This is a genomic window from Kitasatospora sp. NPDC006697 (assembly GCF_042869935.1).
Lineage (GTDB): Bacteria > Actinomycetota > Actinomycetes > Streptomycetales > Streptomycetaceae > Kitasatospora.
Genome location: NZ_JBIAGU010000004.1, coordinates 150,304 through 172,370 on the forward strand (window position 1 = coordinate 150,304; position 22,067 = coordinate 172,370).

Annotated in this window: 20 protein-coding genes and 1 tRNA gene; 7 read left to right on the forward strand and 14 right to left on the reverse strand. The window is 73.2% G+C overall.

Annotated elements, in window-relative coordinates; all coding sequences use genetic code 11:
* Positions 1–64: 64 nt before the first annotated feature.
* Positions 65–478, reverse strand: coding sequence for a response regulator transcription factor (locus ACFYNO_RS07755; protein WP_388006958.1), 414 nt, complete (start codon positions 476–478; stop codon positions 65–67).
* Between the two features lie 154 nt (positions 479–632).
* Here ACFYNO_RS07755 and ACFYNO_RS07760 point away from each other — a divergent pair.
* From ACFYNO_RS07760 to ACFYNO_RS07770, 3 genes are all read left to right on the forward strand, one after another.
* Positions 633–704, forward strand: a tRNA-Arg gene (locus ACFYNO_RS07760).
* 75 nt (positions 705–779) lie between these two features.
* The gene (locus ACFYNO_RS07765; RefSeq protein ID WP_388006961.1) at positions 780–950 is read left to right on the forward strand and encodes a hypothetical protein; all 171 of its coding nucleotides are present in this window, start codon (positions 780–782) and stop codon (positions 948–950) included.
* A 258-nt stretch (positions 951–1,208) separates the two neighbouring features.
* A complete protein-coding gene (locus ACFYNO_RS07770; protein ID WP_388006964.1) occupies positions 1,209–1,412 on the forward strand; it encodes a hypothetical protein in 204 nt (67 codons plus the stop codon).
* A gap of 40 nt (positions 1,413–1,452) precedes the next feature.
* Here ACFYNO_RS07770 and ACFYNO_RS07775 read toward each other — a convergent pair whose 3' ends face one another.
* From ACFYNO_RS07775 to ACFYNO_RS07810, 8 genes are all read right to left on the reverse strand, one after another.
* Positions 1,453–1,974: a hypothetical protein gene (locus tag ACFYNO_RS07775; protein WP_388006967.1), complete on the reverse strand. Its 522-nt coding sequence runs from the start codon at positions 1,972–1,974 to the stop codon at positions 1,453–1,455.
* Positions 1,971–2,519 carry a hypothetical protein gene (locus ACFYNO_RS07780; protein ID WP_388006970.1) on the reverse strand — a complete coding sequence of 183 codons (549 nt, stop codon included), beginning with the start codon at positions 2,517–2,519 and terminating at the stop codon, positions 1,971–1,973. The genes ACFYNO_RS07775 and ACFYNO_RS07780 overlap by 4 nt, the downstream gene beginning before the upstream one ends.
* A 35-nt stretch (positions 2,520–2,554) precedes the next feature.
* Positions 2,555–3,892, reverse strand: coding sequence for a hypothetical protein (locus tag ACFYNO_RS07785; protein ID WP_388006973.1), 1,338 nt, complete (start codon positions 3,890–3,892; stop codon positions 2,555–2,557).
* Between the two features lie 14 nt (positions 3,893–3,906).
* A complete protein-coding gene (locus tag ACFYNO_RS07790) occupies positions 3,907–4,212 on the reverse strand; it encodes a DUF6317 family protein (protein ID WP_388006976.1) in 306 nt (101 codons plus the stop codon).
* Positions 4,209–4,520 (reverse strand): SAV_915 family protein, encoded by a 312-nt coding sequence (locus ACFYNO_RS07795; protein ID WP_388006979.1) that lies wholly within the window; start codon positions 4,518–4,520, stop codon positions 4,209–4,211. Before ACFYNO_RS07795 ends, ACFYNO_RS07790 begins: the two co-directional genes overlap by 4 nt.
* Before the next feature lie 102 nt (positions 4,521–4,622).
* Complete coding sequence (locus tag ACFYNO_RS07800) at positions 4,623–5,669, reverse strand: trypsin-like serine peptidase (protein WP_388006982.1); 1,047 nt, start codon at positions 5,667–5,669, stop codon at positions 4,623–4,625.
* A gap of 325 nt (positions 5,670–5,994) precedes the next feature.
* On the reverse strand, positions 5,995–7,410 hold the full coding sequence (locus tag ACFYNO_RS07805; RefSeq protein WP_388007550.1) for an MFS transporter: 1,416 nt from the start codon (positions 7,408–7,410) through the stop codon (positions 5,995–5,997).
* Between the two features lie 275 nt (positions 7,411–7,685).
* Positions 7,686–9,431 (reverse strand): DUF885 domain-containing protein, encoded by a 1,746-nt coding sequence (locus tag ACFYNO_RS07810; RefSeq protein ID WP_388006985.1) that lies wholly within the window; start codon positions 9,429–9,431, stop codon positions 7,686–7,688.
* A 128-nt stretch (positions 9,432–9,559) separates the two neighbouring features.
* Here ACFYNO_RS07810 and ACFYNO_RS07815 point away from each other — a divergent pair, with 128 nt between their 5' ends.
* Positions 9,560–10,303 carry a TetR/AcrR family transcriptional regulator gene (locus tag ACFYNO_RS07815; protein ID WP_388006988.1) on the forward strand — a complete coding sequence of 248 codons (744 nt, stop codon included), beginning with the start codon at positions 9,560–9,562 and terminating at the stop codon, positions 10,301–10,303.
* 7 nt (positions 10,304–10,310) lie between these two features.
* Here ACFYNO_RS07815 and ACFYNO_RS07820 read toward each other — a convergent pair whose 3' ends face one another.
* The 4 genes from ACFYNO_RS07820 to ACFYNO_RS07835 all read right to left on the reverse strand — a co-directional run bounded on the left by ACFYNO_RS07820 (position 10,311) and on the right by ACFYNO_RS07835 (position 14,334).
* Entirely contained in the window at positions 10,311–11,162 is an 852-nt protein-coding gene (locus tag ACFYNO_RS07820; RefSeq protein WP_388006991.1) for a fumarylacetoacetate hydrolase family protein, read from the reverse strand.
* Between the two features lie 186 nt (positions 11,163–11,348).
* Positions 11,349–12,530 (reverse strand): serine/threonine-protein kinase, encoded by a 1,182-nt coding sequence (locus ACFYNO_RS07825; protein WP_388006994.1) that lies wholly within the window; start codon positions 12,528–12,530, stop codon positions 11,349–11,351.
* 119 nt (positions 12,531–12,649) lie between these two features.
* Positions 12,650–13,414 (reverse strand): amino acid ABC transporter ATP-binding protein, encoded by a 765-nt coding sequence (locus tag ACFYNO_RS07830; RefSeq protein WP_388006997.1) that lies wholly within the window; start codon positions 13,412–13,414, stop codon positions 12,650–12,652.
* Complete coding sequence (locus ACFYNO_RS07835; RefSeq protein WP_388007000.1) at positions 13,414–14,334, reverse strand: ABC transporter substrate-binding protein; 921 nt, start codon at positions 14,332–14,334, stop codon at positions 13,414–13,416. The genes ACFYNO_RS07830 and ACFYNO_RS07835 overlap by 1 nt, the downstream gene beginning before the upstream one ends.
* A 553-nt stretch (positions 14,335–14,887) precedes the next feature.
* Here ACFYNO_RS07835 and ACFYNO_RS07840 point away from each other — a divergent pair.
* The 3 genes from ACFYNO_RS07840 to ACFYNO_RS07850 are packed head-to-tail and all read left to right on the forward strand — an operon-like array spanning position 14,888 to position 20,103.
* Positions 14,888–15,847 carry an amino acid ABC transporter permease gene (locus ACFYNO_RS07840; RefSeq protein ID WP_388007003.1) on the forward strand — a complete coding sequence of 320 codons (960 nt, stop codon included), beginning with the start codon at positions 14,888–14,890 and terminating at the stop codon, positions 15,845–15,847.
* Positions 15,844–17,799, forward strand: coding sequence for an FAD/NAD(P)-binding protein (locus tag ACFYNO_RS07845; RefSeq protein WP_388007006.1), 1,956 nt, complete (start codon positions 15,844–15,846; stop codon positions 17,797–17,799). The genes ACFYNO_RS07840 and ACFYNO_RS07845 overlap by 4 nt, the downstream gene beginning before the upstream one ends.
* An 18-nt stretch (positions 17,800–17,817) precedes the next feature.
* Complete coding sequence (locus ACFYNO_RS07850; protein ID WP_388007009.1) at positions 17,818–20,103, forward strand: FdhF/YdeP family oxidoreductase; 2,286 nt, start codon at positions 17,818–17,820, stop codon at positions 20,101–20,103.
* A 16-nt stretch (positions 20,104–20,119) separates the two neighbouring features.
* On the opposite strand, the gene ACFYNO_RS07855 is transcribed toward ACFYNO_RS07850, so the two are convergent.
* Positions 20,120–21,763 (reverse strand): NlpC/P60 family protein, encoded by a 1,644-nt coding sequence (locus ACFYNO_RS07855; protein ID WP_388007012.1) that lies wholly within the window; start codon positions 21,761–21,763, stop codon positions 20,120–20,122.
* Positions 21,764–22,067: the final 304 nt, after the last annotated feature.

Consider the following 22,067-nt stretch of genomic DNA (forward strand, 5'->3'; position numbering starts at 1 on the left):
AGCCGCCGACGCACTGCGCGGAGGCCGCCCGTCGAGATCCTGTTCGCTCTGGGCGAACACCGGCTCAGCCGGCTCCGAAGGTGAAGTCCTCGCGCCGCTCGCCGCGCCCCGCCGCCAGCCGGCGGACCAGGGCCACCAGGTCGGCCGGGTCGAAGGGCTTGGCCAGGTAGCCGTCCACCCCCACCGACTCCCCCTTCTCCAGGTCGGCCGGGGTGCAGGCGCTGACGATCGCGATCGGCAGGTCCGCGGTGCCCGCGTCCGCCCGCAGCCGGGCCGCCGTCTTCAGCCCGTCCAACCGCGGCATCATCACGTCCAGCGTCACCACGTCGGGCCGCACCCGGCGGACCACCTCCAGGCACTCGGCACCGTCGGCCGCGGTCACCACCTCGAAGCCCTCCAGCTCCAGGTTGACCGTGATCAGCTGGCGGATCGCCTCGCTGTCGTCCACCACGAGGACCCGCCCGGACACACCCGACACCCCACCGAGCCTAGGCCCGCCCACCCGCCCCCGTCCGGCCTTTGGCCACCTTGCCCGGCCCCGCCGCGAAAACCCGTGCGCGGGCCGGTCCGCGGAGCTGGTAATGTTCTCCACGTCGCCGGAACGCAGTGCGAACCGGAGGCGAACAGAGCAGGCCCCCGTAGCTCAGGGGATAGAGCACCGCCCTCCGGAGGCGGGTGCGTAGGTTCGAATCCTACCGGGGGCACTTCTGACGGAGTGTCGCAACAGGCCCAGGCAATCGCCTTGGGCCTGCTCTGTTTTCCGTGCCACGATGCCCGCCGTGGACTTCATCGCCCCCCGCCTGCTCCTGCTCACCCGGCTCGGCTGGTTCCACCTGGACCGCCCCGTCTTCGTCCCGGCCGGCGCCCGCTGCCGCACCGAGGCCGACGCCTTGGTGGTGGAACTGCCGGACGGCCGGCGGCTTTCGTATCCGGGATCGGTCTGCCGCTGACCGGAAGTCGGCGGAGCCGGCGTTCCGAAAAGCCCCGCGCCGCGATTCGCCCCCGATCCGTGCGGCGCCCCACCGGGCGGACACCAGGTCAGCGGCCGCTGCGGGCAGCCTCCCTGCGGCCGCGACAGGCTGAAAATATGTCCTTGTATCCATCAGAGTGAATCGGTGTGCATGCGACCGAGAATTCACCGGCTCCTGGGGCATTCTGTTGTCCAGATCGGGCCGAAATGACCGGCCCGCCGATGAAATGGAATGCATATGCGAATTCGTACCGCCGTGATCGGCTTCGCCCTCGCGTCCATGGCTGTGGTCGGGGCTGCGGGCAGCGCCAGTGCGCACGGCCACAGCGCCTGGTTCGAGAAGAGCCACCACAACACCGGCGGTGTGGTGGCCGGCAAGGGCCAGGTCGCGGAGTTCCACGACAACCAGGGTGAGTCCGAGGGCGGCATCTCGGGCAACTGATTCGCGCCCGCCGTACGGCCGCGGGCCCGCTGAGCAGCTGTCAGCGGGCCCGCAGCTGTGCCTCGAGATCGGCGCGGGCGATCTCCTCGTAGCCAAGCCGGGGGCGCAGGCCCTCGATAAGGAGCGAGAGGAAGAGGCCCGGCAGCAGCACCACGACGAAGAGCAGGTAGGCCAGCAGGGGCAGCAGGTAGAGGTAGCGGACGACCGGATCGGACCACAGCCGGAAGAACGGGATGCCCTGCCGGAAGAGCACCATCCGCAGCCCCTCGGCCGTCGCGAGGACACCGGCCGCCAGGGTCGCCCAGCCGGCGGCATCGAGGCCGCCGCCCTTGGCGTCATCGGCCAGCGCCCCGAGCCACCAGACCAGTTGCACGGCCACCATGCCGGCGGACAACAGCAGGCAGCCCAGGCGCCGCAGCCAGTACGCCGGACCGCGGCGGAGCCAGCTGGTGCCCAGGAACGGCACCTGGGCCACGGTGACCCCGGGCGGGTGCTCCGCGAGCCGGACCCGCCGCCAGGCGCCGGGCACCGGTGTGGCGCGCGGGGCGGCAGCGGGATTCACGACCGGCGCCGGGCCTTACCCGCCTTGCCCGCCTTGCGCCCGTCGAGCTGGGCGTCCAGGTCGGAACGGGCGATCCGCTCGTTGTGGGGCACCGGGCGCAGCCCGTCGACGGTGGCGGCCAGGAAGAATCCCGGCGCGATCAGGACCGTGGCGACGAAGTAGACCACGAACGCCACCGTCAGCAGCGCGTCGGTGACCTTGTTCCGCGGCCGTACTCCGGTGAAGGGACCGCCCGATGCGGAGCCGGCCGCACGGTAGCCCTCCGCCCCTGCCAGCAGGCCGAACAGCAGGACGCCCCACCACTGCGCGCCGAGCGGCCTGGCATGCGGATCACCGACCAGGACCAACCGGTAGACGAGCAGCTGGACGGCCAGCACCGCCGCGACCAGCACCAGCCGGCCCACCCGGACCAGCCAGTACTGCGAGTCGCGCCGGTACCAACCGGTGCCGACCCCGGGAATCGAGAGGACCGACACCCCGCGCGGCAGCCCTGGAAGCGTGACGCGTTTCCAGCGGGGCGGCACTGGGCCGGTCGGCGGGTTCATGGGGGCGGCTCCTTGCGGGGAAGGCTGGAAACTGGTCAGAAGATGCTGTGCCAGATCTTCTTCCCCATGTTGGCGAGGTCCTTGCCGGTGTTGACCACGCTGTGGCCCACCCCGTCGGCGACGCCGAGGACCACGCCGTCCTTGTGGATGTCCTCGTCCCAGTGCTCGTGGAACAGGTTGGTGGCGAAGTCGCCGACACCGACGCAGACCACGCCGCCGACCACGGCACCGGCGACCACACCGCCGACCGTCGCGCCGGCGAAGCCCATGGCGGCCACCCCGGCGCCGACCGCGGTGCCCACCGCCGCGCCGGCCGCGAGGCCGCCGATGTTCGAGAGGGCGTTCTCCGGTACGGCCTCGTACCAGGGCATGCCCTTCTGCATGTCGTCCCTGGCGCCGAAGAAGGTGCCCGCGCCGGTGGCCAGGATGTCGATCACCGGTATCTCGCCGCCGAACTTGACGGCCTTCTTGAGGAAGCTGATGTCGCCGGCGGCGTCCGCCTCGGCCGCCATGCCGCTGAAGAAGGTGGAGACCCGTACGTCCAGGGCCTTGGAGAGCAGCGTTTTGCCCTCCGCCGACTCCGCCGTCGCCAGCCTCGCGTCGGTGGCCTTGAGCTTGTCCCGGGCGGACCGCAGCGCGTCCTTCGCGTCCTGCGGGATCGGGACCCGGGGGTTCGGGCGGGCGTTCTTCGCCTCGGTCCAGGCCTTCTTGGCCGCCACCGCGTCGGCCTCGGCCTTCTGCGCCTGGTCCCCCACCACCTTGCTGTACGCCGACGGCACGGCCCAGAGCCCGCGCAGGTAGTCCCCCACGGTGACCTGGTCGCCGGTGCTCAGCGTCTGAGTGCCGGCGGCCCCGGGCGGGGCGATCTGCTGGTACACCTGCTGCAGCTGTCCCGCCGCGTCCGTCCGCGCCTGGTCGGCGAGTTGCAGCGACTCGGTCCAGAAGGTCGAGTAGTCCCCGGCCATCTGCTGCGCGGTGCCCGGGACCGGGCCGGTCGGCGGCTTGCCGTCCTCGCCGACCGGCAGGCCCGCCTTCTTCGCCTGGTCGGCGGCGTCCTCCAGGGCCGACTCGATCGCGGCCAGGTTGACCGCGAGGGTGTCGATGATGTCGGCGGCCGACCCGATGGCGCCCTCCAGCGCCTGGGAGGCCATCGCGTCGGTCTCCCACGCCTCCTCGAAGGAGGAGGCGGCCGAGCCGGACCAGCCCGCGTCGTGGGCGACCTTGTTCACGCTGCCGTTCAGGAACGAGGTGACGTCCTCCATCTGCGGCCCGTAGCCGTAGAGGGTTCCGGCGAGGGCCGAGAGGCCGTGGATGTCGCCGCCGATCCAGTCGTGCGAGAAGTTCGCGAGCGCCGAAGGGCTCTTTCCTGCCATCTCCCCGTCCCCCGTCAGCTGATGTTCTTCGGATCGCTGATGTCGTCGTAGAGCTCGCGCACCGACACTTCGCAGTTCTGGTAGTTGTCGTGCGCCTTCAGCAGCTTTCCGCCGTGGTTGTCGATGGCGCCCGCGACCGCGAAGTGCAGCCCGCTGATCGCCTCCAGCACCGTGCTCATCATCCCGTTGATCGCGTCGCTGCCGCCGTCCGGGCGCGGCGGCCCGTTCATCGGGATGATCGCCGCGTAGCTCTGCGACTCGCGGTGGAAGGTGTCGGACGCGGACTTCAGGTCGTCCAGGACCACCTGGAACTGGCTCACCGCCACTCCCCCTCGAACTCGGCCAGCCCCTCCGGGGACCAGCGCCAGATCTGCTCCGTGATGTCGGGGTCGAGTTCCACCCGCTCCACCCCCGCCTGGGCCATCAGCGCCCGCAGGGCCCGCAGCGGTGCCTGGGCCCAGGGCTGGGCCGGGCCGAGCGCGGCCACCAGCCGTTCCCGGGTGGTGAAGACCGGCAGCACCCGGTCGCCCCCGGGCAGTTGGCGGATCTCGTAGAGCACGTCGACGCCGTGCTCGCCCTGGTACGGGCGGGCCGGCGCGTAGACCAGCGCCGGCAGTGCATTGGACATGGCCGAATCCCCCGGTTCGCACCGCCGCCGGGTACGGCGGCGGACTCCCGAGGAGAGTAATCCTGTGCTATCGAATTGTCACCAGATGATCATCTAGGTGCCCTACGACGAGGTCGCGAGCTGGTACAGCTTCCCGATCGTCGAGTCGAAGTAGGCGCTGTACGAGGTGTCGTCGGTGTTGCCGCCCTGCTGGTAGCCGCCGATCACGCCGATCACCTTGCCGGTGGCGGTGGAGATCCAGGGGCCGCCGCTGGTGCCGGCCGGGTAGGAGGGGCAGTCGATCCGGCGCTGGTAGGCGGACTGCTGGGTGGTGGCGTTGCTGCAGAGGATCGGCTGGTCGGTGGTGTCGGGGTAGCCGTAGAGGCGGACGGTGGCGGTGAAGGGCTCGTTCAGACCGAGGTCGAAGCCGCCGACCACGTCCTCGATCCGCTGGCCGGCGCTGTTGGGGGCGACCTGGAGGATGGCGAAGTCCTGGTCGACGTCGCCGTTCTGGCTCCAGCCGTTGGTGGTGTAGAGCTTGGTGGCCTGCCAGCTGCCGTACGGGGCCTGGCCGTTGCGGTAGCCGGGGACGAAGCTGACGCCGTTGGCGCTGCTGACGCAGTGGGCGGCGGTCAGGATCAGGTCGTGGGCGGGGCTGTGCAGGACGCTGGCGGTGCAGAAGTGGTTGCCGGGGCCGACCGAGCCGCTGAACAGGGCGCCGACCCGGTTGGACTCCCAGCCGGCCGGGGCGACCTGGGTGGTCGGGGCCGAGCGGGTGTCGGAGCTGGTGGGCGACGGGGTAGCGGTGTCCGGCGGGGTGGCGGAGGGCGACGGGGTGGTGGAGGGCGTGGGCGTGGGGGTCGGCGTGGGGGTGTTCACCGGCGGCAGCTCCGCGGCGGGCGAGTCGGTGGACGGCGCCGGGGCCGCGGCCTGCCCCGCGGTGTCGGCGGCCGACGGGGTGGCGCTGGGCGCGGCACCTGCACCGGCACTGGTACTGGCACTGCTGGAGCTGGGGGCGGCGGCGGGGGCCGCGGAGTGGCCCGGCTTGCCGGTGCTGCGGTGCCCGGCCAGGCCGGTGAAGGCCCAGGCGTCGGAGTCCAGCAGGCTGACGCTGCCGACGGCCCCGAGCAGCACGCCGAGCGCGGCCAGCGTGACGGCCGGACGGGACACGGTTCGGCGTTCTGCCCGGCGATGGCGCTGACTGCTCATCAGGTCGGTGACTCCTGCCCACGAAGGTGCTCGTGCTCGGTGGCCTCGGTCGGCCGTGGTTCCGGCACCAGGGGTGCGGCGCCGCGGCCTCGGATCGACTATCACCCGGCGTACTGCGAACCGGATGACGCTCGACTGAGAGCCGGGTGAGAAATCCACCGAGTGGGGCAAAACAGCAGGCAGGAGTCGGCTGCGGAACGCCCCGGTGGACTTCTGATCACATCATCGCCGACAGTTCATGACAGGTGAAGAGGGCCACGCGGGGCGCCTGGGGTGGGCGGGGCGCTCAGGCCGTCGCCCGCACCTCCGCCTCGCTCCCGGCCCCGGCCTCCTTCTCGGCCTCGCCGGGCCGGTGGTTGACCATGGTGAAGGCCACCACCGCGGCCAGCAGGAAGATCCCGAACGCGACCAGGGCCGCCACGCTGTAGCCGTGCACCGCGCCGGCGTCCCGGACCGCCTTGCTGGTCACGTCCTTGCCGACCAGGTAGGCGGTGGTGGCGCTGGCCGCGATGGTGTTCAGCAGCGCCGTGCCGATCGAGCCGCCGACCTGCTGGGCCGTGTTGATGGTGGCCGCCGCCGCGCCGGTCTCGCGCGGCGCCACGCCGAGCGTGGCCAGGCTCATCGCCGGCATGAAGACCAGGCCCATGCCGAGGCCGAGCAGCAGCTCGCCGGGCAGCACCATCGCCGCGTAGGGGCTGTCCACCTTCATCTGGCTCAGCCAGGCCATGCCGCCCGCGCCGAGCAGCAGCCCGGGCACCATGAGCGCCCGCGAGGGCACCCTGTTCATCAGCCGGGCGGCCACGCCGGTGGAGCTGAAGATGATCGCCGCGGTCATCGGCAGGAAGGCCACGCCGGTGAGCAGTGGCGAGTACCCCTTGACCGCCTGCAGGTAGTAGGTCAGGAAGAGGAAGAGGCCGAACAGCCCGATCACGGCCAGGCCGACCGAGAGCGCGGCCCCGCCGCGGTTGCGGTCGCGGACCACGTGCAGCGGCAGCAGCGGGTGCGAGGACCGGCGCTCCACCAGTACGAAGCCGACCTCCAGCAGCACGCCGAGGATCAGGCAGCCGAGCACCAGCCAGTCGCTCCAGCCGCGGGACTCCGCCTCCGAGGTGCCGTAGACGATGGCCAGCAGCCCGCCGCAGCCGAGCGCCGCGCCGGGCAGGTCCAGCGGGATCCGCTTGCCCTTGGCGATGTGGTCGCGGTGCAGCAGAACGTAGGCGCCGACCGCTGCGGCCAGCGCGATCGGCACGTTGACGAACAGGCACCAGCGCCAGTCCAGGTACTCGGTGAGCAGCCCGCCGGCGATGAACCCGATCGCGCTGCCGCCGCCCGCGATGGCGCCGAAGATGCCGAAGGCGGTGGCCCGCTCGCGCGGATTGGTGAAGGTGGTGGAGAGCAGGCCCAGCGCGGAGGGCGCCAGCAGTGCGCCGAACGCGCCCTGCAGGGCGCGGGCGAAGAAGAGCATCCCCGGCGACTGGGCGGCTCCGCCGAGCGCCGAGGCGGTGGCGAAGCCGAGCAGGCCGATCATGAAGGTGCGTTTACGGCCGAACAGGTCGCCGAGCCGGCCGCCGAGCAGCAACAGCCCGCCGAAGGCCAGGGTGTAGGCGGTGACCACCCACTGCCGGTCCCCGGTGGAGATCCCCAGGTCGCGTTGGGCGGACGGCAGTGCGATGTTCACGATCGTGATGTCGAGCACGATCATCAGTTGGGCGACGGCGATCACGGCCAGCGCGCGCCAGCGGCGCGGATCCGGCACCGGGTCGCTCGTCGCGTGTTGCTCGGACACGGGAGAGCCTTCCGGAGGGGGGTGCCGCCGGCGTGCGCGGACGGCACTGGACTCCAGCGAAACTCGCTGCCCCCGGAAGGGCAAGGAAATAGCTGTTCAAAATGGGAATAATATGGACATTTTAGCCAAGTTTTAACCGGCCGGTTCGCCCGCGGAACCCCGTGTGTCACGGGGTTCCGCGGGCGCGGAGATCAGAGCGCCGACAGCTCGGCCACCAGGTCGTCCAGCCCGAGCGAACCCTGCGAGAGCGCGGCCATGTGCCAGGCCTTGAGGTCGAACTCCTCGCCGCGGGCCTCGTGCGCCGCCCGCGCCGCCGCCCGGCCGCGCAGCCAGGCCCGCTCGCCGAGCTTGTAGCCGATCGCCTGCCCGGGCATGCCCAGGTAGCGCACCAGCTCGCTGTCCAGGAAGGCCGGGGAGAGCCCGCAGTACTCGCCGAAGAAGGCCCGGGCCAGCTCCGGGGTCATGGTCTCGCCCGGCCGGAACGGCGAGTCGGCCGGGAACTCCAGGCCGAGGTGCATGCCGATGTCCACGATCACCCGCAGCGCCCGCATCATCTGGGCGTTGAGGTAGCCGAGGCGGTGGCCGGGGTCGGTCAGGTAGCCGAGCTCGTCCATCAGCCGCTCGGCGTAGAGCGCCCAGCCCTCCAGGTTGGCGCTGACGCCGCCCAGGCTGACCTGGTAGGTGGAGAGGCTGCCGGCGACGTAGTTCCACTGCGCCAGCTGGAGGTGGTGGCCGGGCACGCCCTCGTGGTACCAGGTGCTGACCAGGTCCCAGACCGGGAACTTCTCCCGGCCCAGCAGCGGCAGCCAGGTCCGCCCCGGACGGCTGAAGTCCAGCGAGGGGGCGGTGTAGTACGGCGCGGCGGCGCTGCCGGCCGGGGCGATCCGCGACTCCACCCGGGTGACCGGCTCGGCCAGGTCGAAGTGCACGCCCTGGAGGTCGTTGATCGCCTGGTCCATCAGGCCCTGCAGGTACTCCCGGGCCGGCTCGGCGCCCACCACGGCCTCGCCGTCGGACTCCAGCCACTTCATGGCCTGCATCGGGGTGCTGCCGGGGCGGACCTTCTCGGCCTCGGTGCGCATCTGCTCGGCCAGGTCGTGGAACTCGGTCCAGGCCCAGGCGTAGGCCTCGTCCAGGTCCAGGTCGGCGCCGGTCCAGAAGCGCACCCAGCGGGCGTAGCGCTCCCGGCCGACCGCGTCGGGGGTGTCGGCGGCGGCGGGCCGGTAGACGGCGGTCAGCCACTCGCGCAGTTCGGCGATCTCGGCGGAGGCGGCGGCGGCGTGGCCGATCAGCTCCGCGCGCAGCGACTCGGGGGCCGGGCTGACCAGCACCCCGAACCAGCCGGCGGAGCGGGCCTCCTCGACCGCCTCCGGATCGGCCTCCAGCCACTCGCCGAGCTGGCCGATCACGGTCTCCACCTGGCGCGGGCCGGAGAGCAGGCCGGCCGCGATGCCGGCCTCCAGGGTCTCCCGGTACTGCCGCACCGCCTCGGGCACCCGGGCCAGCCGGCGGCCGAGGTGCGCCCAGTCCTCCTCGGTGTCGGTGGAGAGCAGGGTGAACATCTCCCGGGTGTTGTGCAGCGGCGAGCCCAGGTTGCGCACCGCGCGCAGGTCCTCGCCCGCTTCGTGCACGGCGAGTTCGGCGGTCAGCCGCTCACGCAGCAGCCGGGCGCAGCGGCGCTCGGCCTCGGGGTCGGCGGCGGAGTCGACGGCGCCGGCGGCCTCGGCGGCGTCCAGCTGGGCCAGGGTCCGGCGGGACAGCTCGGCGAGCGCGGTGTGGCCGGCCGGGGAGAGGTCGGGGAGGCGGTCGTCCCCGGCGTTGAGTCCGAGGTAGACCGCGGTCAGCGGGTCGAGGTCGGCGAGTGCCTGGACGAAGCCGTCCGCAATGGTGCGCGGGGTCGCGTCGACGGCGGTGGAGGGATTCGGTTCGGAAGCCATTCGGACATCTTTTCGCAGCCCGGGCGCTTTGCAAGCCCCTTTCCGGAACCGGTCGATGCTGTTGGGAAGCGTGCTGACCGTCCGTAAGCCGATCGATCGCACAGTGCTGCGGCTATACGCTGACCGCCATGAACGAGACGGAGCCGGCCGACCCCACCGCCCCCGCCGCGAAGAAGCGTTCCGGCTACCGCCGGCTGCCGGTGCAGCAGCGCCGTGAGCAGCTGATCTCCGTCGCGCTGGCGCTGTTCGCCAGCCGTCCCCCGGAAGAGGTCAGCCTGGACGACGTGGCGGAGGCCTCCGGCGCCTCCCGGCCGCTGGTCTACCGGTACTTCGCCGGCGGGAAGCAGCAGCTCTACGAGGCGGCGCTGCGCAGTGCCGCCGAGGAGCTCACCGAGCGGTTCAGGCTCTCCGTCCAGGGCACCCCGACCGAGCAGCTGGGGGCGGTGCTGGACGGCTACTTCTCGTTCGTCGCCGAACACGACGCCGGCTACGGCGCGCTGCTGCGCGGCGGGTCGGTGGTGGAGACGAAGCGGACCACGGCGATCGTGGACGAAGTGCGGCGCACGGCGCTGCGCCGCACCCTGCGCTACATGGGGGTGCGCGAGGCCGGACCGCGGCTCACCCTGCTGGTGCGGTCCTGGATCTCGGTGGTCGAGGCGGCCGCGCTGAGCTGGCTGGACGAGGGACGGCAGATTCCGCCCGCCGAGCTGCGCGACTGGCTGGTGGACGAGTTCGTGGCGATGACGGCGACCGCCGCCGGCCACGACCCGCAGACGGCCGAGGTGCTGGCCGGGCTGCTCGCCCTGGAGGGTCCCGGGGGGCGGGCCGCGCTGCTGCTGGCCCGGCTCGGTGCCCTGCCCGCCGACCGCTGAGGCACCGTCAGGCCTTGCCGAGCACCTGGCGCTGCCGGCCGAGCCCGCCGACCTCCAGCTCCATGACGTCGCCGGGCTGCAGGAACGGGGTGCCGGGGCGCCCGAGGGTGACGCCGGCGGGGGTGCCGGTGGTGACCACGTCACCGGGCTCCAGCACCATGAACTGGCTGATGTAGCGGATCACCTGGTGCACCGGGAAGATCATCTCCGCGGTGCTGCCGTGCTGGCGCAGTTCGCCGTTGACCCAGAGCCGGAGCTCCAGGGCCTGCGGGTCGCCGACCTCGTCGGGGGTGACCAGGTAGGGGCCGAGCGGGTTGAAGGTCTCGCAGCACTTGCCCTTGTCCCACTGGCCGCCGCGGTCGAACTGGAAGGCCCGCTCGGTGACGTCGTTGGAGGCGGTGTAGCCGGCGATGCAGTCGGCGGCCTCCTGGTCGGTCTCCAGGTAGCGGGCGGTGCGGCCGATCACCACGGCCAGCTCGACCTCGTAGTCGGTCTTGGTGGCGCCGCGCGGCACCAGCACCTCGTCCTCGGGGCCGACCACGGTGTCGGTGCCCTTGAGGAAGAGCACCGGCTCGGCCGGGATCGCGGCGCCCGCCTCGGCGGCGTGGTCGCGGTAGTTCAGGCCGACGCAGACCAGCTTGCCGGGCCGGGCCACCGGGGCGCCGATCCGCTGCCCGGCCAGCTCCAGCACCGGCAGCGAGCCGCCGGCCACCAGGGCGGCCAGCTCCTCGCGGTCGAGCCGGGCGAGGAAGGCACCGTCCAGGTCGGGGGTGGTTCCGGAGAGGTCGTACGCGGTGCCGTCCGGGCCGAGCACGGCCGGTCGTTCGGCGCCCGGCGGTCCCACTCGGAGGAACTTCATCTGCCATCACCTCATCGCACATCGAGGGTTTACTGGAACCCCGAGATATATCAACCGGTGCGGAGGGCGGGCCAGGGGTGGCCGATCGGCCAGTTCCTATCAATTCATCCGATCGACCCGGGGCCGAATCGGGTGCGCGTACGGTTGACAGGCCTGGGGCTGTCTGATGGTTCCCGGCGGGAACCGTCAGACGGCCCCCAGCAGCGCGGTGAGCAGGCCGGGGGCGCAGGGTTGGGCGGGCGGGCGCGTCCGGGCCAGCCTGCGCTGGATCGCCGCCACCTCCGGATCCTCCTCGCCCAGCGCCTCGGCGGCCGCCGGCAGCAGCTCGGCCAGCAGGCAGTAGGCCTCCTCGGGCCGGCCGAGCCGGATCAGGGCGAGCGCCAGATCGTGGCAGGTGCGCAGGGTGCGCCCGTCGCCCGGACCGAAGGCCAGCGCGAACTGCTCGGCCAGCGGCCGCAATTGCTCCTCGGCGGCGGCCGCCCGGCCGTCCGCGAGGGCCTGGAAGGCGGCGTCCGCCCGGCGCCGCAGGTCCTTCACGTCCTCGATCGCCTGGGCCAGCCGCTCGGCCACCTCGGTGGCGTCGGCCGGGCGCTCGACCGGATCCTTGGCGAGCAGCTGCAGCACCAGGTCGGCCAGCTCGGTGGGCACCGCGAGCGGGCGGGCCGGCTCCGCCTCCTTGTGCTCCAGCATCAGCGAGAAGGTGCCGTCGGTGGTGAACGGGCGGGTGCCGGTGAGCAGTTCGTACAGCACGCAGCCGACCGCGTAGAGGTCGGTGCGGACCGTGCCGGGCTGGTAGTCCCAGCGCTCGGGGGCCATGTAGGGCGCGGAGCCGAGCAGCCCGTCGTGGGTGCCGGTGAGCCCGTCCTGGTTGTCGGCGATCTGCGCGATGCCGAAGTCCAGCACCTTGAGCACCCGCCGGTCCGGGCTGGTGAACATGATGTTCTCCGGCTTGATGTCCCGGTGGATCACGTCGGCGGCGTGCGCCGCGGCCAGCGCCTCGCAGAGCTGCACGGACCAGCGCAGCGCGGTCAGCAGCTCGGGCCGGCCGCCCTCCAGCACCGTCTTCAGGGTCTGGCCGTTGAGCAGCTCCATCACCAGGTAGGTGAACCACTCGCCGTCCGACTCCGCCTCGCCCTGGTCGTAGACCTGGACGATGTTGGGGTGCACCAGCTTGGCCAGCACCAGGATCTCGCGCAGCAGCCGGGCCAGGTCGGAGACCGCGTGCGGACCGGTCGGGCTGCGCAGCGCCTTGATCGCGACCTGCCGCTGCAGCCGGGTGTCGTAGGCTTCCCAGACGACGCCGAAGCCGCCCTGCCCGAGCTTCCCGACCAGCCGGTAGCGTCCGTCCAGCACATCGTTGGCTCTCATGAACTCCCCCAGTGCCCCCGCGCGGCACGCGGGTACGGCCCGCCGGCCTGCCGCCGCCAGCGATATCGTCAGTCATCGGGGGCCGGTTGGCAAGGCTCGGACCCCGGCCTGATGCGCCGTCAACTCCCCTTTCCGAGGAAGGCCCGGGTGCGCGGGTGCGCGGGGCGGTCCAGCACCTGCTCCGGCGGGCCCTGCTCGACCACCACCCCGCCGTCCATGAAGACCACGGTGTCCGCCACCTCCCGGGCGAAGCCGATCTCGTGGGTGACCACCAGCATGGTCCGCCCGGCGGCGGCCAGGTCGCGCAGCACGTCCAGCACCTCGCCGACCAGCTCCGGGTCGAGCGCCGAGGTCGGCTCGTCGAAGAGCAGCACCCTCGGCTCCAGGGCCAGCGCCCGGGCGATCGCCACCCGCTGCTGCTGGCCGCCGGAGAGCCGGCGCGGGTACTCCCCCGCCCGGTCGGCCAGGCCGACCCGGCCGAGCAGCTCCAGGCCGAGCTCCGCCGCCTGCGCCCTGGACCGGCCGAGCGCGCCCACCGGTGCCTCGATCACGTTCTCCAGCACGGTGAGGTGCGGGAAGAGGTTGAAGCTCTGGAAGACGAAGCCGATCCGGGTGCGCTGCCTGCGCACCTCGCGCGCCGGGAGCTCGTGCAGCCGGTCGCCGACCCGGCGGTAGCCGATCAGCTCGCCGTCGATGGCGACCGTGCCGCGGTCCAGCGGCTCCAGGTGGTTGATGCCGCGCAGCAGGGTGGACTTGCCGGAGCCGGAGGGCCCGAGCACCGCGGTCACCGAGCCGGCCGGCACCGTGAGGTCCACCCCGCGCAGCACCCGCTGCTCGCCGAAGGCCTTGTGCACGCCCCGGACCTCGATCGTGGCGCCGGCCATCAGCTGTGCTCCGGCGGGTTGGTCTGCGAGGCGGGGATGGCCGAGCCGGCCGTGCCCCACTTCTCCAGGATCCGCTGGTAGGTGCCGTCCTTGATCAGCTGGTTGACGGCGGCCTGGAAGGCGGGGGCCAGCGGGGTGCCCTTCCTGAACGCGAAGCCGACGTCCAGCCGGTGGTACTCGCCGAGGAACTTCACCCCGGCGGCGGGCTGGGCGGCCTGGTAGCGCAGGCCGTTGATGGTGGACATCTCCACGTCGGAGCGGCCCTGCTGCAGGCTGGTGAGCACCGCGCCGTTGTCCGAGTAGGACTGCACCGTGTACGGCTTCTTGCCGGCCGTCGCGCAGGCCGCCTTCTTGGCGTTCAGGGTGCTCTCGAAGGTGGTGCCGGCGCCGGTGGCGATGTTCAGGCCGCAGAGCTGGACCAGGTCGGTGACGGCGGTCAGCGAGCTGTTGTCCTTCTTCACCGCGAAGCCCTGGCCGTCGTCGATGTAGGTGACGAAGTCGACGGTCTGCAGCCGGGCGGTGGTGACGCCGAAGTTGCCGGTGCCCAGGTCGTACTTGCCGCTGCCCAGGGCGGGCAGGATGGTGTCGAAGGCGGCGTCCTCGCGGTTGACGGTGAGGCCGAGCACCCTGGCCACCGCGTCGGTGATGTCGATGTCCAGGCCGGCCGCCTTCTTGCTGCCCGGGTCCGGGTAGTAGGCGCTGGGCGGGGAGCCGAAGGCGGCGCCGACCTTGACGCTGCCGGCGGCCCGGACCTCCGGCGGGAGCAGGGCGGCGATCGTGTCCACCTTCTTCTCCTGGGAGACCACGTCGCGGCCGGGGTCCACCCCCTGGGCGGTCTTCGCCGGGGAGCCCCCGGACCCGCAGGCGGTCAGGGCCAGCACCGGGAGCAGGACCGCGGCCAGGGTCTTCGGGGTTCTCACGGTTTCGGGTGCCTTTCGGGATCGGGGCGCACGCGGGCAGGCCGCGGCGACCCTCCGGGAAACGATCTGACGCAGCGTCAGTTAATGGACTGGTGAGAGCGGATGAGCGGGAGCGGAGCAGAGCGGGGCGGCCGTGCGGACGGCGGCGTTCGGCGAAGGGCGGCGGTCCGGCGGGCGCACGGCCGGCCGGACTCGCATGCAGGGGGCGACAGCAGGTCCCGGCCCGCGACGGGGCACCGAGGGAGGAGTCTCCGAGAAGGGAGAAGGGCCGGTCAGACGGCCCGCTGCCGGATCAGCCCGGACATGCCGCCGACCACACCCGACCGAAGTCGATGTGGTCGCGGGTGACCAGGTGCTGACCGGCGTTCATGCCGACCAGTTGAGCAGCGGACGAGCGGATCCGTCAACCACCGTCCACCCTTGACACCCCTCCCCCCTTGCTGCCTACGATCGTTGACGGAGCGAGAGCAGTGCCGCCGCGTTGAGGGACGCGGCCCGTGCGTGATCCGGCCGCAGGTCCGCCGTCCCCCCTGCCCGCACAGGAGTCCGCCCCATGGCCGCCTCGCCCGAAGTCCTCACCGCCGCCAGTCCCCCCAAGGACCGGCCCGCGGACCCCGACCTGCCGATCGTCCGACGCCGCCGCCCCGGCCAGTGGCTCGCCACCGCCGCCGCCCTGCTGCTGCTCGCCCTGGTGGCGAGTTCGGTGGTGCGCAACCCGCGCTTCCAGTGGGGCGTGGTCGGCGACTGGTTCACCACCGCCGCCGTGCTGCGCGGGCTCACCCTGACGCTCTGGCTGACCGCCGCCACCATGGTGCTCGGCTTCCTGCTCGGCACCGTGCTGGCGGTCGCCAGGATCTGGGGCAACCTGCTGCTGCGCAGCCTCAGTTGGGGCTACGTCTGGCTGTTCAGGTCGATCCCGCCGCTGGTCCAGCTGCTGCTCTGGTTCAACATCGGCGCGCTCTACCCGCGCCTCGGCCTGGGCATCCCGTTCGGCCCGGAGTTCGTCAGCGTCCGCACCGTGGACCTGTTCGGCCCGCTGCTCACCTCGGTGATCGGACTGACCCTGCTGGAGGCCGCGTTCGCCGCCGAGGTGGTGCGCGGCGGCCTGCTCTCGGTGGACCAGGGGCAGTTGGAGGCCGCCGAGTCGCTGGGCCTGGGCCGCTGGCGGGTGCTGCGCCGGATCGTGCTGCCGCAGGCGATGCGCTCGATCGTGCCGACCGCCGGGAACATGCTGGTCGGACTGCTCCGCTCCACCTCGATCGTCAGCGTGCTGGCGGTCCAGGACCTGCTCTACTCGGTGCAGTTGGTCTACAACCAGACCTACCAGGTGATCCCGATGCTGCTGGTCGCCACGCTCTGGTACCTCGCGCTGACCACCCTGCTCTCGGTCGGCCAGTACTACCTGGAGCGGCACTTCGCCCGCGGCGCGGGCCGGGCCGGCCTGCCGCCCACCCCGCTGCAGCGGGCCAGGGCCGCGCTGGGCGCGCTGCGCACCCGGGTGGACGCCCGGTGAGCGGCGCGATCGCGATCGTCGGAGCGGGCCCGCGCGGCACCGGCCTGCTCGAGCGGATCGCCGCCAACGCCGACGAGCTGCTCCCCGCCGACCAGCGGTTGACCATCCACCTGATCGATCCGCACCCGCCGGGCGGCGGCCGGATCTGGCGCCACCGGCAGTCGCCGCTGCTGCGGATGAACTCGATGGCCGAGGACGTCACCATGTTCACCGACGAGCGCTCGGTGCTGACCGGCCCGGTGCGCCCCGGCCCCTCGCTCGCCGACTGGGCCGCCGACCAGCCGGCCCACCCGCCCTACCGCCCGGTCGCCGACCCGGGCACCGCCGCCGAACTGGCCGCGCTGGCGCCCACCGACTTCGCCACCCGGCGGGCGCAGAGCGCCTACCTGGACTTCGTGCTGCGCCGCGCCGCGGCCGAACTGCCCGACCGGGTCACCCTGCTGGTGCACCGCGAGGCCGCGGTATCGGTGGCCAACCAGGGCCCGGCGGACGGGCCGCAGACCGTCACCCTGGCCTCGGGCCAGGTGCTGACGGTCGACCAGGTGGTGCTGACCCTGGGCCACTTGGGCTCCGGCCCGGACCCGGAGCACGCGGCGGTGGCCGAGTTCGCCGCCCGGCACGGCCGGTTCCACCTGCCGCCGGCCTTCACCGCGGAGGCCGACCTGTCCGGGATCGCCCCCGGCGAGCAGGTGCTGGTGCGCGGCTTCGGCCTGGCCTTCGTCGACCTGATGGCGCTGCTCACCGAGGGCCGTGGCGGCCGGTTCGAGGACCGGCCGGACGGCTCCAAGGCCTACCACCCGTCCGGCCGGGAGCCGGTGCTGCACGTGGGCTCCCGGCGCGGGGTGCCGTACCACGCCAAGACCGGCTACCGGCTGCAGGGCCCGCCCGCGCCGCTCCCCCGCTACTTCGGCCCGGAGGCGGTGCGCGAACTGGCGGCCCGGCCGGGGCGGCTGGAGCTGCGCCGGGACGTCTGGCCGCTGATGGCCAGGGAGATCGGCTTCGGCTACTACCACGAGCTCTTCCACGCCCACCCGGAGCGCACCGCGCTGCCCTGGGCCGAGTTCCTCGCGGAGTACGACCGGTACGGCTGGTACGAGGAGCGGACCGCCGCGCTGATCGCCCGCGCGGTGCCCGACCCGGCCGACCGGCTGGACTTCGAGCGGCTGGACCGCCCGCTGGCCGGGCTGGAGTTCGCCACCGACGCCGAACTCCAGGCGCACCTGCGGGAGTACGTCCGGGCGGACATCGAGCGCCGGTCCGACCCCGGGCACAGCGCCGACCTGGGCGCCTTCCTGGCCCTGCTCTCGCTCTACGGGCAGCTGCCCGGGCTGGCCGCGACCGGCAGGCTGACCGCCCGCTCGATCGGCCAGGAGCTGGACGGCTGGTGGCACGGCTTCTTCAGCTTCCTCGCCTCCGGCCCGCCCGGCTTCCGGCTGCGCGAGCTGCTGGCCCTGCACGAGGCCGGGGTGGTGCACTTCCTCGGCGCCGACCTGCGGGTGCGCCTGCGGGAGTCGGACGGCCGGTTCGTCGCCGAGAGCCCCGGCCTGCCCGGCGGGCAGGTGGCCGCCACCGCGCTGATCGAGGCCTACCTGCCGGTGCACGCCCTGGAGCGCACCGAGGACCCGGTGCTGGCCCGGCTGCTGCGGGCCGGCGAGCTGGCCGAGGACGTGGTCGCCGACCCCGGGCACACCCACCGCTCCGGGCTGCTGCTCACCGAGATCGCCGACGGCCGGCTGCTCGACCCCTCCCTGGCCGGCGCCGGCCACCCGCGCCGGCTGGCCCTCGGCCCGCACACCAACGGCCGCACCCACGCCGCCTTCGCCCGCCCGCGCACCAACTCCCCGGCCTTCCGCCAGAACGACGCCGCCGCCCGCACCCTGCTGCGGACCGCTGCCCTGCTCGGCAGGGCGAGTGGAAGGATGGAGGGGGGGCTGACGACGGCGCGGCCCTGACGAGCGGAGGAACGAGCCATGGCCAAGCAGGCCCCCCTGACCGACCCGGCGCAGGACGCCCCCGAGGTGGGCGCGCCCCAGCACGCGGCGGCCGGCCTGCCGGCCGTCGGGCACAGCCTGCGGATGGCCCGGGAGCAGATGGGCACCGGCCGCGCGGTGGCCACCCTGCGCAGGGTGAACCAGCACGGCGGCTTCGACTGCCCCGGCTGCGCCTGGCCCGAGCCGGACAAGCCGCACACCGCCGAGTTCTGCGAGAACGGTGCCAAGGCGGTGGCCGAGGAGGCGACCGAGCGGCGGATCACCGCCGAGTTCTTCGCCGCCCACCCGGTGGCCGAGCTGGCCGAGCGCTCCGGCTACTGGCTCGGCCAGCAGGGCCGGCTGACCGAGCCGATGCTGCTGGAGGCGGGCGCCACCCACTACACGCCGGTGGCCTGGGAGCGCGCCTTCGAGATCATCGCCGAGGAGATCGCGGCCCTGGACTCGCCGGACGCCGCCGCCTTCTACACCTCGGGCCGGACCAGCAACGAGGCCGCCTTCGCCTACCAGCTCTTCGCCCGCCGGCTCGGCACCAACAACCTGCCGGACTGCTCCAACATGTGCCACGAGTCCTCCGGCTCGGCGCTGGTGGAGACCCTGGGCGTGGGCAAGGGCAGCGTCAGCCTCAAGGACCTCTACCAGGCCGACCTGATCATCGTGGCCGGCCAGAACCCGGGCACCAACCACCCCCGGATGCTCTCCGCCCTGGAGCGGGCCAAGCGGGCCGGCGCCACCGTGGTCAGCGTCAACCCGCTGCCGGAGGCCGGGCTGGAGCGGTTCAAGAACCCGCAGAACGCCCGCGGCCTGGTCGGCCACGGCACCAAGCTGACCGACCTCTTCCTGCAGATCCGGCTCGGCGGCGACCTGGCGCTGTTCCGCGCCCTCAACCAGCTGATCCTGCGCGCCGAGGGCGGGGTGGACCGGGCGTTCGTCGCCGAGCACTGCCACGGCTTCGAGGAGTTCGCCGCCGAGGCCGAACTGACCGACCGCCAGGAGGTGCTGGCCGCCACCGGCCTGCCCTGGGAACAGATCGAGCAGCTGGCCGAGCTGGTGCTGCGCTCGCGCAAGGTGATCGTCTGCTGGGCGATGGGCCTGACCCAGCACAAGCACGCCGTGCCGACCATCCGCGAGGTGGTCAACTTCCTGCTGCTGCGCGGCAACGTGGGCAGGCCGGGGGCCGGCGTCTGCCCGGTGCGCGGGCACAGCAACGTGCAGGGCGACCGCACCATGGGCATCTTCGAGCGGCCCGCCCCGGCCTTCCTGGACGCGCTGGGCAAGGAGTTCGGCTTCGAGCCGCCGCGCCACCACGGGCTGGACTCGGTGGACACCATCCGGGCGATGCGGGACGGCCGGGTCAAGGTGTTCTTCGCGATGGGCGGCAACTTCGTCGCGGCCACCCCGGACACCCTGGTGACCGAGGCGGCGATGCGCCGCTGCGCGCTGACCGTGCACGTCTCCACCAAGCTGAACCGCTCGCACCTGGTCACCGGCGCCCGGGCGCTGATCCTGCCCACCCTGGGCCGCACCGACCGGGACCGCACCGAGCGCGGCGACCAGTTCGTCACCGTCGAGGACTCGATGGGCATGGTGCACTCCTCGCAGGGCCGGCTGCGCCCGCCGGCGCCCGGGCTGCTCTCCGAGACGGCGATCGTCTGCCGGCTGGCCCGGGCCGTGCTCGGGCCGCAGGACCCGCTGCCCTGGGAGGAGTTCGCCGCCGACTACGACCTGGTCCGGGACCGGATCGCCCGGGTGGTGCCGGGCTTCGCGGACTTCAACGCCAAGGTCCGGGTGCCGGGCGGCTTCGCGCTGCCGCACGGCCCGCGGGACAGCCGCACCTTCCCGACCGCGACCGGCCGGGCCAACTTCACCGTCAACCCGCTGACCGCCCCCGAGGTGCCGGCCGGCCGCCTGCTGCTGCAGACCCTGCGCTCGCACGACCAGTACAACACCACGGTCTACGGCCTGGACGACCGCTACCGGGGCATCACCGGCGGCCGCCGGGTGGTGCTGGTCAACCCGGCCGACGCGGCCGAGCTGGGCCTGCCCGAGGGCGGCTACGTGGACCTGGTGAGCGAGTGGACGGACGGCGTGGAGCGGCGCGCCCCGCACTTCCGGGTGGTGCACTACCCGGTGGCGCGCGGCGGGGCGGCCGCCTACTACCCGGAGACCAACGTGCTGGTGCCGCTGGACTCCACCGCCGACATCAGCAACACCCCGACCTCCAAGGCCGTGGTGGTGCGCTTCGAGGCCGACTCCGGGGCGGTCTGACCGCCCCGGCCGGGCGTCAGCCGGTGGCCGCCGTGCTCGCGGCGGTCGCCGTAGGCGTGCTGCCGGAGGCGGTGGCCGTGGGCGTGCCGCTGCCGGAGGGCGTGCCGCTGCCCGAGGCCGAGCTGCTGGCCGAGCCGCTCGCCGAGCCGCCGGCCGAGGCGCTGGCGGAGTTCGACGGGGTGCCGCTCGCCGGCGGGGTGCCGGTGGCCGAGGCGCTGCCGGAGGAGCTGGGGCTGCCGCTCGCCGGGGCGCTGGCCGAGTCGGACGGCGAACCGCTCGCCGACGCCGAGGGCGAGCCGGCCGAGGGGCTGGCCGGCTCGGAGGACCCGGGCGCGGACGGGCTCACCGAGGTCGGCGGGGCCGCGGTCGGCGAGGGCGGGGCGACCGGCAGGATCGGGCCGACGGCCGGCAGCGGCGCCACCGCCGGCAGGCCGGGCTGGGCCGCCAGGTCCGGGGCGATCGGGGTGATGGTGTCGGCGTTCTTCACCGCGTCCGGCACCTTCCAGGCGCCGCCCGCGTCGTCCGCCGCGTCCTGCGGGTCGGGCCGGACCGCGCCCAGGATCGGCGCCATGCCGATCGGCGAGATCCGGATCACCGCACCGGTGTGCGGGGCCTGCACCACGAAGCCGCCGCCGATGTACATCGCGATGTGCTCGGCGTTGGCGTAGTAGACCACCAGGTCGCCGGGGCGCAGCTGGTTCAGCGGGATGTGCTGCAGGCCGGCCCACTGGTCCTGGCTGGTCCGCGGGATCTGCACGCCGGCCGCCAGCCAGGCCTGCGAGGTGAGGCCGGAGCAGTCGAAGGCGTCCGGGCCGGTGCCGCCCCAGAGGTAGGGCTTGCCGAGCTGGGCGAGCGCGAAGGCGACCGCCTTGCGGCCGGCCGCGGACGGGGTCCGCTCGCCCTGGCCGAGCACGCCGGAGGCGAGCAGCGCCTTCTGGCCGTCGTCGGCCTGCTTCTGCTCCAGCTGGGCCAGCTCGGTCTGCTGGGCGCCGGTCAGCCCGGAGACCAGCTGCTCGACGGTGGTCAGCTGGCGGGCGATCTCGGTCTTGTTCTTGTCCTGCTGGCCGAGCAGCGCCTGGGTGTCGGCGACCGCCACGGAGGACTGCGACTTCAGCTGCTGGAGCGCGCTCTGCTCGGTCTTCAGCTGGTTGACGAACTCGGCCTGCGAGCGGCCGGCGGCGGCCAGCAGCTCGCCCAGGTGCACGGCCTGGTACGGGTCCTTGGTGAGCAGCAGCTGGCCGTAGGCGGAGAGGTTGCCGTTCTGGTACTGGTCGGCGGCCAGCTCGGCGGCCACGTCCAGGCCGGTGTCGACCAGTTGCTGCTGCTGGGCGAGCTTGGCGTCGACCGCGTTGACGGCGTTCTGCTTGTCGGCCAGCTGCTGGGCGGTGGCGTTGTACTGCTCGGTGGCCGACTCGGCGTTCTGGTAGAGCTGGTGGATCCGGTCCAGCAGCGGGCCCAGGGTGGCCTCGGCGGCGGCCAGCGGGTCGGCCGGGTTGGCCGGGGCGCCGGCACTGGGCGAGGGGGCCGGCGCCGGTGACGGATCGGCCCAGGCCGCCCCCGCGGCGGCGGGCAGCGACAGCGCCGCGACGGCGAGCACCGCCCCGCAGCGCAGCGCGGCGCGGCGCCACGGCCTGGTTCCGGTCAGCTGGTCACGAGTCACGGCCCGCATCGGCCCCCCTCCCCTGGGAGGCCGCCGGCTGCGGGCCCCCGCCCGATCCTGCCATGCGGGTGACCGGAGGCGGCAGGCCGCAACCGAAGAGCTGATGAATTCTCAGCTGCGCTTCACGTGACGCAGATCTCAGCAAATGCAGGCGAATCGTACTCTTCGCGACATCCGCCCCGCCCACCTGGGCCTACGTCATCGTCTGTATGCCCTCAGGCAAGATATCGGACATGGACAGCCCTCCGATTCCTGGCGCAGTTAACCTTTTGTTCACTCGTCGTCCCTACCGTCGCCGCTGACG